Annotated in this window: 16 protein-coding genes and 2 pseudogenes; 8 read left to right on the top strand and 10 right to left on the bottom strand. The window is 24.7% G+C overall.

Annotation, left to right across the window (positions count from 1 at the left end; all coding sequences use genetic code 4):
* Window positions 1-341 precede the first annotated feature (341 nt).
* The 3 genes and pseudogenes from MSROBK_RS05225 to MSROBK_RS05210 form a co-directional block, all read right to left on the bottom strand.
* The gene (locus MSROBK_RS05225) at window positions 342-848 is read right to left on the bottom strand and encodes a ribulose-phosphate 3-epimerase (protein WP_227991468.1); all 507 of its coding nucleotides are present in this window, start codon (window positions 846-848) and stop codon (window positions 342-344) included.
* A pseudogene (ulaA, locus tag MSROBK_RS05215) lies at window positions 841-2,710 on the bottom strand (PTS ascorbate transporter subunit IIC). The gene MSROBK_RS05225 and the pseudogene ulaA overlap by 8 nt, the downstream one beginning before the upstream one ends.
* Before the next feature lie 762 nt (window positions 2,711-3,472).
* On the bottom strand, window positions 3,473-3,598 hold the full coding sequence (locus MSROBK_RS05210; protein WP_157944235.1) for a lipoprotein: 126 nt from the start codon (window positions 3,596-3,598) through the stop codon (window positions 3,473-3,475).
* Between the two features lie 415 nt (window positions 3,599-4,013).
* On the opposite strand from MSROBK_RS05210, the gene MSROBK_RS05205 reads away from it, so the two are divergent.
* The gene (locus tag MSROBK_RS05205) at window positions 4,014-4,220 is read left to right on the top strand and encodes a hypothetical protein (RefSeq protein ID WP_040093501.1); all 207 of its coding nucleotides are present in this window, start codon (window positions 4,014-4,016) and stop codon (window positions 4,218-4,220) included.
* Window positions 4,221-4,340: 120 nt separating this feature from the next.
* Here MSROBK_RS05205 and MSROBK_RS13495 read toward each other — a convergent pair whose 3' ends face one another.
* The 4 genes from MSROBK_RS13495 to MSROBK_RS05190 all read right to left on the bottom strand — a co-directional run bounded on the left by MSROBK_RS13495 (window position 4,341) and on the right by MSROBK_RS05190 (window position 6,250).
* Window positions 4,341-4,739 carry a transposase family protein gene (locus MSROBK_RS13495; RefSeq protein ID WP_242441474.1) on the bottom strand — a complete coding sequence of 133 codons (399 nt, stop codon included), beginning with the start codon at window positions 4,737-4,739 and terminating at the stop codon, window positions 4,341-4,343.
* A complete protein-coding gene (locus MSROBK_RS13490; protein ID WP_040092446.1) occupies window positions 4,724-5,176 on the bottom strand; it encodes an IS5 family transposase in 453 nt (150 codons plus the stop codon). The genes MSROBK_RS13495 and MSROBK_RS13490 overlap by 16 nt, the downstream gene beginning before the upstream one ends.
* Before the next feature lie 122 nt (window positions 5,177-5,298).
* Window positions 5,299-5,688, bottom strand: coding sequence for a hypothetical protein (locus MSROBK_RS05195; protein WP_052443421.1), 390 nt, complete (start codon window positions 5,686-5,688; stop codon window positions 5,299-5,301).
* Window positions 5,689-5,974: 286 nt separating this feature from the next.
* Window positions 5,975-6,250, bottom strand: a complete 276-nt coding sequence (locus MSROBK_RS05190) for a hypothetical protein (protein WP_040093500.1) — start codon at window positions 6,248-6,250, stop codon at window positions 5,975-5,977.
* Window positions 6,251-6,537: 287 nt separating this feature from the next.
* On the opposite strand from MSROBK_RS05190, the gene MSROBK_RS13485 reads away from it, so the two are divergent.
* A complete protein-coding gene (locus tag MSROBK_RS13485) occupies window positions 6,538-6,990 on the top strand; it encodes an IS5 family transposase (RefSeq protein ID WP_040092446.1) in 453 nt (150 codons plus the stop codon).
* A complete protein-coding gene (locus tag MSROBK_RS13480; RefSeq protein WP_416375039.1) occupies window positions 6,975-7,361 on the top strand; it encodes a transposase family protein in 387 nt (128 codons plus the stop codon). The genes MSROBK_RS13485 and MSROBK_RS13480 overlap by 16 nt, the downstream gene beginning before the upstream one ends.
* Before the next feature lie 226 nt (window positions 7,362-7,587).
* Here the strand turns inward: MSROBK_RS13480 and MSROBK_RS05180 are convergent, their stop codons facing one another.
* Complete coding sequence (locus MSROBK_RS05180; protein ID WP_040093496.1) at window positions 7,588-8,331, bottom strand: hypothetical protein; 744 nt, start codon at window positions 8,329-8,331, stop codon at window positions 7,588-7,590.
* 241 nt (window positions 8,332-8,572) lie between these two features.
* Between MSROBK_RS05180 and MSROBK_RS12130 the strand changes: the two genes are divergently transcribed.
* The 3 genes from MSROBK_RS12130 to MSROBK_RS13470 are packed head-to-tail and all read left to right on the top strand — an operon-like array spanning window position 8,573 to window position 9,560.
* Complete coding sequence (locus MSROBK_RS12130; RefSeq protein ID WP_258267068.1) at window positions 8,573-8,698, top strand: hypothetical protein; 126 nt, start codon at window positions 8,573-8,575, stop codon at window positions 8,696-8,698.
* A gap of 26 nt (window positions 8,699-8,724) precedes the next feature.
* Window positions 8,725-9,177, top strand: a complete 453-nt coding sequence (locus tag MSROBK_RS13475; RefSeq protein WP_040092446.1) for an IS5 family transposase — start codon at window positions 8,725-8,727, stop codon at window positions 9,175-9,177.
* The gene (locus MSROBK_RS13470; protein WP_416375438.1) at window positions 9,162-9,560 is read left to right on the top strand and encodes a transposase family protein; all 399 of its coding nucleotides are present in this window, start codon (window positions 9,162-9,164) and stop codon (window positions 9,558-9,560) included. Before MSROBK_RS13475 ends, MSROBK_RS13470 begins: the two co-directional genes overlap by 16 nt.
* Before the next feature lie 120 nt (window positions 9,561-9,680).
* Here the strand turns inward: MSROBK_RS13470 and MSROBK_RS05170 are convergent, their stop codons facing one another.
* Window positions 9,681-9,866 (bottom strand): hypothetical protein, encoded by a 186-nt coding sequence (locus MSROBK_RS05170; protein ID WP_105628934.1) that lies wholly within the window; start codon window positions 9,864-9,866, stop codon window positions 9,681-9,683.
* A gap of 157 nt (window positions 9,867-10,023) precedes the next feature.
* Between MSROBK_RS05170 and MSROBK_RS05165 the strand changes: the two genes are divergently transcribed.
* Together MSROBK_RS05165 and MSROBK_RS05160 are read left to right on the top strand one after the other, a co-directional pair.
* Complete coding sequence (locus MSROBK_RS05165; protein ID WP_040093495.1) at window positions 10,024-10,299, top strand: transposase; 276 nt, start codon at window positions 10,024-10,026, stop codon at window positions 10,297-10,299.
* Window positions 10,242-11,132, top strand: a complete 891-nt coding sequence (locus tag MSROBK_RS05160; RefSeq protein ID WP_206780848.1) for an IS3 family transposase — start codon at window positions 10,242-10,244, stop codon at window positions 11,130-11,132. The genes MSROBK_RS05165 and MSROBK_RS05160 overlap by 58 nt, the downstream gene beginning before the upstream one ends.
* An 86-nt stretch (window positions 11,133-11,218) precedes the next feature.
* Here MSROBK_RS05160 and recA read toward each other — a convergent pair.
* Window positions 11,219-12,255: pseudogene (gene recA / locus MSROBK_RS05155) on the bottom strand (recombinase RecA).
* Window positions 12,256-12,272: the final 17 nt, after the last annotated feature.

The following is a 12,272-nucleotide window of genomic DNA, read 5'->3' as shown; positions in this document are numbered from 1 at the left end:
TAATTAAATTGCAAAACAAATATTATTAGTTTTAAAATAATAAAATAATTTTATTTCCATAACAAATAGATTAATAAGGTTTGTCTTTTGATATAATAATTTACGAAAATATTATTACTTTACAACTGTTAGTGAATTTAATATTATTTTAAAAAAATAGGATTAATGTTAATCCTATTTTACAAAATTTTTAATTTATTAATTTTATCAATAACATTTTGATATTCTTGTTCTCCAAATAATAAAGACCCAACAACAATTAAATCAACCGCATTTGTAATTAATTGCTGAATATTATTTCAGCGTACTCCCCCATCGATTTGAAATAATAAATGTGGCTGCTACTGTTTTAGGATTTTAATCTTCTTAATTTTTTGTCATACGATTGGTTCAAAACTTTGACCAACAAAGCCCGGTTTAATTGCCATAATGGTAATTAAATCAATTCTTGGCAAAAGATCACTAATTTCAAAAATATCATTTAGTAAATCTAACGCAATCCCCACTTTGCAGTGTTGTTGTTTAATTATTGTAATTAATTCATTAGCTTCTTGGTAATCTTTAACACTTGCTCAATGAAAAGTAATATAATCAGCTTGAACAAATAATGGGAGTTTGTTGAATAAATTAATCCCCATTATATGAACATCAATTGTTAAATTTGGATAATGTTTTTTAATATCATTAAGTTGTTTTGGACCTAAACCATAGTTTTGAACAAAAACACCATCCATAACATCAAAATGAATTCAATTAATACCTATTGTTTGTAATTTTTTAATTTCTGTATAAAAATTAGTGGTATCGGCACAATAAATTGATGGGGTTAATAAAAACTTCTTATTCATAAGCTTTTAAAAATTCAATTAACTTAGTTTTTAATTCATTATCATCTAATAAATTATCTAAAACAATTTTATCTTGATAAGAAATCGAATTAACTAAATCCGAACCACAAATAACAGCCAGAATGTTCTGATCATTTGGATCAAACGCATTAATATTCGTGTGACTAACTTCGATATTTTCTAATTTTAATTCTTCAATAACATTTTTAATATTCATTTCAATTATCAGGGACGATCCTAAACCTTACCAACAAACAGCAACAAGTTTATTGCGTTGCTGTAAGTTAACTGTTTTATTTATCGATAATAAACTTTCTGAATTGTTTGCTGAAACTTTTTTGTTTGTTGTTATTGAAGTTAAATTTTTATTACCATTTTTTACGAGATAAAAAAGTAACTAAATTAATAATTGGAAATAACATTTAAAGCATAATAGCAATTAATGGTAATAATCATAAACTCGTTTTTCGCCCAACTAGTTGCCCTAACGCAGCAATTGGTAATTCCAATAAGAAATCACTATTTCCTTACGTTAAGACATTTAAACTACCATCAACATTAGGTAATGTTTGCATATATCTTAACCCAAAGAATAAAAATGGAATGAAACTCATTAAAATCCCATTAATAAATGGACCAAAGATAGCTCCTAAAATTCCACCATGTGCATTACCAAAAACCCCGGCTGTTGCGCCAACAAAAAAATGCGGAACAATACTTGGGATTACAATTGCTCATCCAATAATCCTTGAATCTTGAAGACCAATACTATGGACAATCCCAATTGTAATTGCCATTCCAAAAATTCCACCAATAAATGACGCAATAAAACCAATTAAAACAGCATTTTGCGCATAAGGAAACATTGTTGGACAATCCAAGGCCGCTTTGGCATTAGGGACTAACTTCTGAGAAATTCCTTTAAACGAAGAAACAATTTCAGCAATAAACATTCTAACTCCAATTAGTAACACTTCAACCCCAGCAGCAAACAAAAATGATTGTAATAACCCTTGCACAAAAACATCTTGGTTATTAGCAATAACATTGGCGTTAACTAAAGCATCATAACCTTTAACCCCTCAGGCCGTAAAGTAAATAATTAAATATAAAAAGAACATTGCAATTGCAATATTAGTATTGCGTAGAAAACTTAGTCCTTTTGGAAAATTAATTTCCTCTGTTGATTTAAGTGGTTTTTTACTTATTTTTGCAATTAAAATATCAACTCATGCTGAAAACAAATATGACAATGAACCAGTATGACCAACTGCTAATGTATTTGATTTTGTAATTTTGATAACATGTTTATTTAAAAACGCTGGTGAAATAATCATTCATAATGAAACAAATAATGACCCCGTAATAACAATAATTGGTAAATCTTCTTGTAAATTTAATCCAGCTAAATTTAAAGCACTAGCAAACATTACTGATAAATAAAATAAAACATGACCTGTTAAATAAATATATTTATGTAATGTAATGCGAGCTAATAAGATATTTAACAGCATTGCACAAATCATAATTAATGATCCCGCTAAAACAATTCTTGGTAAGACATTTAAGAATAACCCTGGAATAACATCATTATTAGCAATAATTCCATTAATACTAAATAATAAATTAAAAGCGTTCCCTAGTTTACCAACTGCTCCTGCTAAAATACCGGCACCACCACCGATAATTAAAAATCCAATTATTGTTTTAATTGTTGCTGAAATAGTTTCTGTAAATTTCTTTCGTTGTAATAAACAACCAATAAGCGCAAATAATCCAATTAAGATTGCCGAAGTTCCAATAAATTCTTTAAAAAAATTTAAAATATAATCTCCTGTATTTAAAGATAAAACATTATTCATTTTACCCCTCCCTGCTAATTATTGTATTTTCATTAGTTCATTATTTGAATTACAAGTCTCTTATTTATTTAAAAATTTTTGTGTTAAAAACACCTTTTTACCAATTAAACTAAAACATTAAATCAACTTAACATATTTCTAATATGTTATAACTTCATTCTATTTTTTTGATAAAACTTTACAATTTTCTTTGCACATTTTGTAATTTATATTAAATTTGGAAATTTTCTGCAAATTTATATCAAATTAATTATTCTAAAACAAACAATTTTAACATCATCAAAAAAACAAATGCAAGTTTTAGTTGCATTTGCTATATTAATTAAATTATATGATAAAAAACAAACTATTTAAAAAATAGTTTGTTTTTTTACTTTGCTTAAATTAGTATTTCTAACCATATATTTGAACTAACATTTTAAATTGCCCCGATAACTCAAATGATTCAAAAACAACATAAAACGCTTTTGCCGTAATTAATTCATTGTTTAGATAACTATCGCCAGGAAGAAGACCATTAATTTATTCCCCCGCTGAATCTAGGTCCTCTATTACTTTCTGCGTTACGATGGCATATAAAGAATCCATTATCCCATTAAGGTTAAGTGTTTGTTGGATATAATTTCTTGCAATATCATAATATTCATTTTCCTCATAATTAAAAATATCTTTCACCTGATGAGCAATGTATTGTCAGAAACCTTCATCAATTTCATCTTGAGCTAAAGAAATATCATTAAAATTTTTTACTGCCTTTTCTTCCTAATTTTTATTTTCTTCGTTATTTTTATCCTTCTTATCAATAACATTATCTTTACAAGCGGTAACACCGCTTGTCCCTACACCAGTTAAAGTTACTACACTTAAAATATTTAATAGTTTTTTCATATATGTTATTTTCCTTTCTAAATAATTTATATAGTACGTGTGAAATATTTTTCAATATAATGTATTTAAAACAAAAATTATAAAAAATCAATAATTAGATTGTTCTATAATTCTATGTTTTTAATTCTAACAAAAAGAAAAAAATATATATAAAAAGAATTCAATAAATATGTTTTATCAAATAATTTGCAAATTATTTGATAAAACATACAAAAAATTATTTTTTTTAGAACAATATTTTAATTTAACCTTGAAAAACTTAATTTAGTTTAATCATCATTTAATTGTCTTAGCATCTTTAATTCTTTTTCCCATTATATGTATTTTATCTTGCTTGCATTTACAATAGACTTCTTGCGATACCATTTTTTATTAAAATATTATTATAAAATATAATTTATGAGGACATAAAAATATGAACAATAATAAATTTAATACTCTTAATGATAGAGAATGGTTAAGATTAACAGGAATAAAAAAATCCACTTTTAATAAAATGTTAGATATTTTAAAAGTTGCTGAAATAGAAAAATTTAAAAAAGGTGGTAAAACTAATAAATTATCATTAGAAAATAGATTAGACTTCTTGCATTACTTGTTAAAAAATTGCAAATATTTGTAAAAAAGATACTAATAGAAAAATATAATTTTAATTAATTATGTTTTTTATTTAAAAATTTAATATTTTTCCACAACGAAAAATTAATTTATTATTTAAATTATTTAATTTTAAATAAATATTTTATGTTAAATATAATAATTGTAAATTATAAATTGAGGCAATTAAATTAAATCTTAAACCAAATCTTTTTCTTCGATTACGATATTTTTCTGTAATAATTTTAAATTTTTTAAGAATAGCAAAAATATTTTCAATAATAATTCTCATTTTTGAAACTAGTCTATTATATTGCTTTTGTTCTTTGTTTAAAGGGTTTTTCTTTGTTTTCTTTGTAGGTATTAGAACATTATTGTGATTTTTTTGTATTCCTTGATAACCACTATCAACTATTAATTTGGTATTTTTTAAAATTGGGATTTTTGATTCTTTAAATAAAGCATAATCATGTTTTTTTCCGAGCGAAAAACTTGTTGCAATAATTTTTTTGGTTTCTTGTTCGATAATTACTTGTGTTTTGATCGTGTGTTTTTTCTTTTTACCAGAATAAGATTGTTTTTGTCTTTTTTTGGGCGTTGGATTGGAGTTTCGGTAGCATCAATAATAATAGTTTTATCATTAAAATAATCATTTATTAGTGCTTTTTTACCAGCAAGTTGTTGAAAATCAGAGTTTTTAATTAAAATATCTTCAATTCACTTAATATTACGATAACAATTAGCCTCACTAATATCAAAACTTTTACCAAGATGAAAATAAGTCTGATATTCTCGTCAATATAATAAAGTCATCAATAATCTATTTTCTAATGATAATTTATTAGTTTTACCACCTTTTTTAAATTTTTCTATTTCAGCAACTTTTAAAATATCTAACATTTTATTAAAAGTGGATTTTTTTATTCCTGTTAATCTTAACCATTCTCTATCATTAAGAGTATTAAATTTATTATTGTTCATATTTTTATGTCCTCATAAATTATATTTTATAATAATATTTTAATAAAAAAGGGTATCGCAAGAAGTCTAATATAACGTTAATACCATTTTTTCTAATTGATATGGATAAATATTATTATTTGTTAAACCATTAACAACATCAGTAATTGTTTTAAAATGCGACAATGCTTTTTTTGATTAAATGCTGCTACAACTTTAGGGTTTGCTTGATAAAGCATATTATTTTCACAACGTTTAATAAAAGCTCAGTCATTGGTACTAAGTTGTCTTATTTTACCATTTGCATGCGCAAAGTTTTTAAAGGTGGCACTTACTAATTGGTTATTATTTTGGCGGGTTAAATCTATTTTTTGGTTACTATGATCAGCATATAATAAACATTTACTATATTCAGCATAATTAATTTCATTATCGCCTTTTAAAACACTTCAAAACATTCAGGCAAACAACACCGCTAGCCCTAAACTCACAATTAAAATTGTAATCATTGTAATATTTTTTGTTTTCTTCATAACCATTCCCCTTTAACAAGATTAGTTTTGTTATAATTAAAAATTGATAAAATATTACGTCCCATTTTTTATAATTATACCAAAAAACGCCTTAAATTAAAAGGTTTACGCCATATGGATAGTACCATAGGGTTCTTAAAAAAGTTTAATATAAAAAAACATCCGAAACAAAACGGATGTTAAAACATTAATATAAACAAGATGATAGTGGCTATTAGAGTTCTCTAATAACCATTTTGATTCTAGCATTTGAATACAAAAAACTATTTTCTAGTAAAGAAAAATACTAATTATTATCGTCATCATCTTCTGATAAATCTTTTATTTTCTTTTTATCAATTTTAACTCAACCAGAAGTTTGCTTTTTTTGATTCATTTGCAATCAAATATGATAATTTGGATCGTTTGGATTATTTGCTGCTTTTCGTAATTTCAACTTTTGTTCTAATGTTAAATTACTAGGATTAAAATATTCACCTTCAGTCGCATATTGATCACCATCAATTGCTGCTTTTGCTTTTTTAGCTGTTGCTAAAATTTCAGCCATTGTTTTTTCTGCCATTATATCCCTCCAGTATGAAACCATTATATTAATATTATAACATTATATAGGATAACGACATAATTATTAAAAAAAGAGTTCGAATATTATTTTAGGTACCAGTTTTACAACAATTTTAGACTATTTTTAAAAATAGTTAATCATTAAACCGCTTAATTTAAAAGTATCTTATTTACACATTTATTAAAACACATTTCTTTAAAAAGGGAATACTAAAATAGACTTCTTGCGATACCCTTTTTTATTAAAATATTATTATAAAATATAATTTATGAGGACATAAAAATATGAACAATAATAAATTTAATACTCTTAATGATAGAGAATGGTTAAGATTAACAGGAATAAAAAAATCCACTTTTAATAAAATGTTAGATATTTTAAAAGTTGCTGAAATAGAAAAATTTAAAAAAGGTGGTAAAACTAATAAATTATCATTAGAAAATAGATTATTGATGACTTTATTATATTGACGAGAATATCAGACTTATTTTCATCTTGGTAAAAGTTTTGATATTAGTGAGGCTAATTGTTATCGTAATATTAAGTGAATTGAAGATATTTTAATTAAAAACTCTGATTTTCAACAACTTGCTGGTAAAAAAGCACTAATAAATGATTATTTTAATGATAAAACTATTATTATTGATGCTACCGAAACTCCAATCCAACGCCCAAAAAAAGACAAAAACAATCTTATTCTGGTAAAAAGAAAAAACACACGATCAAAACACAAGTAATTATCGAACAAGAAACCAAAAAAATTATTGCAACAAGTTTTTCGCTCGGAAAAAAACATGATTATGCTTTATTTAAAGAATCAAAAATCCCAATTTTAAAAAATACCAAATTAATAGTTGATAGTGGTTATCAAGGAATACAAAAAAATCACAATAATGTTCTAATACCTACAAAGAAAACAAAGAAAAACCCTTTAAACAAAGAACAAAAGCAATATAATAGACTAGTTTCAAAAATGAGAATTATTATTGAAAATATTTTTGCTATTCTTAAAAAATTTAAAATTATTACAGAAAAATATCGTAATCGAAGAAAAAGATTTGGTTTAAGATTTAATTTAATTGCCTCAATTTACAATTATTATATTTAACATAAAATATTTATTTAAAATTAAATAATTTAAATAATAAATTAATTTTTCGTTGTGGAAAAATATTAAATTTTTAAATAAAAAACATAATTAATTAAAATTATATTTTTCTATTAGTATCTTTTTTACAAATATTTGCAATTTTTTAACAAGTAATGCAAGAAGTCTAATCTAGAAAAACAAAAAACAGGTTTAAGTTATAATAAACTTAAACCTGTTTTAATTATTAAGCATCTTCATTATAATATTTATTTCATGAAGCAATATCATCACTATCTTCTTTTTTAGTTCCTTCTAATGCTGCTTCACTTTCGCGATCAAGATTTTTTTCTTCAACAGTTTCTTTAGTGCGGTCAACAATGAAATCATTTTCTGGTGCAGTTCGATTTTGTAATGATGAAATCTGCATTCTCATTCGTGACATTGTTAGATTATTATCTTTAAATTCAATAATTCATTGAATTGGCAATGTTAATGGATCAATTTTTTTCGAATTACGAATCAACATTAATAACATATTAATGAACTTTCCAAAACCTTCTTCACCAACTCAATGATCCATTTCTAATGGATCATGTACTAATTGGTTTTTAACTAAATTATAATTTGAAGCATGTGCTTCAGTAATTCTTTCAGCTCACTCTGATTCCGAAATTAAATAAAAGTTAGTTGATAAACTACAATTAAATAAATGTTGTTGATTTTTAAATAATGAAAAATTAAATTTATCAACAATAATGGCACTAATACTAATTGTTAGACCTGACAAATCAGTTACATCATTCATTCAACGAAAAATTGCTTGAACATAACGAAGAATAAATTTTAATTTTCCCGATGAATAAAGAACTGTTTTTCAACTTTCATAATCAAATTGATATTCTGCATCATGACGGACCTTGCGAATGTTTTCATCAGGTTCTAAGTCCAAGAACTCTTCAGCTGATAAAATTATCATATCTTTTTTCATACGATTACTCCCCTCCCCTATAAAGATAACCTATCTATTTAATTTAACTTATAAATGAATTATACCATAAACTTAGGAATAAAACCATCTGTTAACCGATAAAGGGTGGAATAAAGTAAGTGTTTGTTTAATAGACATAAATTTAATGCTTGGAATTATGTAAAATGAAGTGCAACAAACCTTATTAGGCATCGTGTAAGTGAAGTGCAACAAATCAACTCAGAAAGGAGTTGATTTTTTAATGGAAAGAAAATATTATTTTATTTTACGGTCCTTAGTAACTAAGTATGGAAAAGATAATGTTATTAATACGGTAAATAATATTAGACTTCTTGCGATACCCTTTTTTATTAAAATATTATTATAAAATATAATTTATGAGGACATAAAAATATGAACAATAATAAATTTAATACTCTTAATGATAGAGAATGGTTAAGATTAACAGGAATAAAAAAATCCACTTTTAATAAAATGTTAGATATTTTAAAAGTTGCTGAAATAGAAAAATTTAAAAAAGGTGGTAAAACTAATAAATTATCATTAGAAAATAGATTATTGATGACTTTATTATATTGACGAGAATATCAGACTTATTTTCATCTTGGTAAAAGTTTTGATATTAGTGAGGCTAATTGTTATCGTAATATTAAGTGAATTGAAGATATTTTAATTAAAAACTCTGATTTTCAACAACTTGCTGGTAAAAAAGCACTAATAAATGATTATTTTAATGATAAAACTATTATTATTGATGCTACCGAAACTCCAATCCAACGCCCAAAAAAAGACAAAAACAATCTTATTCTGGTAAAAAGAAAAAACACACGATCAAAACACAAGTAATTATCGAACAAGAAACCAAAAAAATTATTGCAACAAGTTTTTCGCTCGGAAAAAAACATGATTATGCTTTATTTAAAGAATCAAAAATCCCAATTTTAAAAAATACCAAATTAATAGTTGATAGTGGTTATCAAGGAATACAAAAAAATCACAATAATGTTCTAATACCTACAAAGAAAACAAATAAAAACCCTTTAAACAAAGAACAAAAGCAATATAATAGACTAGTTTCAAAAATGAGAATTATTATTGAAAATATTTTTGCTATTCTTAAAAAATTTAAAATTATTACAGAAAAATATCGTAATCGAAGAAAAAGATTTGGTTTAAGATTTAATTTAATTGCCTCAATTTATAATTTACAATTATTATATTTAACATAAAATATTTATTTAAAATTAAATAATTTAAATAATAAATTAATTTTTCGTTGTGGAAAAATATTAAATTTTTAAATAAAAAACATAATTAATTAAAATTATATTTTTCTATTAGTATCTTTTTTACAAATATTTGCAATTTTTTAACAAGTAATGCAAGAAGTCTATTATTCTTTCACTAAGATTAGCGTTTTCGACAGTATCTAAAATATCTTTATATCTTTTTCCATCGCCTAAAAATGAATTAATTTTATTTATTAAATTTTGTTCATTTCTTTGGTATTTTTTTAAACCTAATTCTTCATCCAAAGGATAGCGGTTTATATATTCATTTTTTTCTTCATCATATTTAACATATCTTCGTCTTTTTAAAGGTATATCTCCATCTTTGGATGGGTTAAAATAAATTGGACAACAATAATGTGGAGTAAGGATTATAATTAAATTAATAAATGGAGGTGTAATTATGGCAAAGAATCATTATACCGATGAATTTAAACAACAAATTGTTAGTCTTTATAAAACAGGTAAAACAGCAAAACAATTGTCCAGTGACTATCAGGTCGGTAAATCAACAGTTTGAAAATGAATTCATAAATTCAATAATTCTGGTTCATTTAAAGCAAAAGATAATCGAAGCCCAGAAGAAAATGAACTAATTCAGATAAGAAAAGAAATTAAACAATTACGAATGGAAAATTATATTTTAAAGCAAGCCACACTGATAATAGGCAAAAAATAGTAATTATTAAAAACAACAAAGAAAAATATGCAATTACTAATTTATGCAAAACACTAAAAGTTCCTAGATCAACGTTTTATTATCAATTGAAATCAAATAATCCTAAATCAAACTATACTATTGATAATGCTGTTATCAGTATTTTCTTAAAAAGTCGTAAAAATTATGGCACAAGAAAAATTAAAGTTATGTTAGCACAACAAAATATTTTATTATCACGAATAAAAATTAGTAAAATAATGCAAAGATATAACTTAATTTCCAATTATACAAAACTTAAATATAAACATCAAAGTAACAAAAACGCTACATACAAATATCATAATTTGTTAAATCAAGAATTTAATAATTATAAACTACATGAAGTTGTTGTCAGTGATTTAACACAAGTTGCTATCAATAGCAAATGATATTATGTGTGCTTTCTAATTGATTTATTTAATCGTGAAGTTATTGGTTATGATGTTAATTCTCATAAAGATGCCAAATTAGTTGAAAATACTTTTAAAAAGCTTAGTTTTTCTTTAGATAATATTAAAATATTTCATACTGATCAAGGCAGCGAATTTAATAACAATATCATTTACAATCTTTTAACTAAAAACAATGTTGCAAAATCTTATAGTAAACCAGGCTGTCCTTATGATAATGCCGTTTCTGAATCAACCTATAAAATTTTAAAAACAGAATTAATTAAAAACAGAAAATTTAAAAATATTGAACAATTTAAATTAGAATTATTTGACTATGTTAATTGATACAATAATGTACGAATTCACAGCAAATTAAATTATTTAACACCAATTGAATATAAAAATCTTTACTCTACATAAAATTTGTCCAAAAAACCCTTGCCATTCCAAATTTATTAATATTTTTATTAAAAATACAATTGTTTATTTGAAAAATATGTTATTATCTAATTTTGTTCAGTTTTAATTGTAAAATTATTTATAATTTGGTGATAAATTTCATCAAAAACAGGTGGATTCATTTTAAGATATTCTTTTACTTGTTCGCGACCTTGTCCTAATTTATTATTTTGATAAGCATATCATACTCCTGTTTTTTCTAAAATATCATATTTCACTGCTAAATCAATTAATTCATAATATTTATCAATTCCTTCATTATAGTTAATATCAACGATTGCTGTTTTAAAGGGTGGTGAAACTTTATTTTTTACAACTTTAATTTTGACTTTATTCGCAGTGGCGATTCCAGCGGTAGTTAACGTTTCTGTTCGGCGAACATCTAAGCGAACGGAAGCATAAAATCGTAAGGCACGACCACCGGCTGTTGTTTCGGGACTTCCAAAGAAAACGCCAATCTTTTCACGAATTTGATTAATAAAAATAACAATGGAATTTGTTTTATTAATTACACCATTTAATTTTCGTAACGCTTTACTCATTAGACGAGCTTGTGCCCCAATGGTAACATCACTCATTTCCCCATCTAATTCTACTTTTGGGACTAATGCTGCAACTGAATCAATCACAACTAAATCAATTGCATTTGATTTAACAAGGGTTTCTAGAATATCTAATGCTTGTTCACCAGAATCAGGTTGGGCAATAATTAATTCATCAATGTTAACACCTAATTTTTTTGCATAATTTGGATCTAAAGCATGTTCGGCATCAATAAAAGCCCCTCTTCCCCCCCTTTTTGTGTTTCAGCAATGGCATGTAATGATAATGTTGTTTTTCCAGATGATTCTGGTCCAAAAATCTCAATAATTCGTCCTTTTGGATATCCACCAACACCAATTGCTTCATCAAGTAATAAACTACCTGTTGAAATTGCTTCAATGGTTAAGTTACTTTTATCTCCCAATTTCATAATGGCACCTTTACCATATGCTTTTTCAATTTCTTTCATTACATTTTGTAAGATTTCATCTTGATCAATAGTCTTGGTATTATCAGAATTTGTTTTATTATCTTCTTCCATTTGTAACGCTCCTTCCT

Origin of the sequence: Spiroplasma poulsonii (assembly GCF_009866525.1) — a bacterium.
Lineage (GTDB): Bacteria > Bacillota_I > Bacilli_A > Mycoplasmatales > Mycoplasmataceae > Spiroplasma > Spiroplasma poulsonii.
The sequence above is the reverse complement of the archived record's forward strand: the minus strand, read 5'-3'. Positions and strand labels throughout refer to the sequence as shown.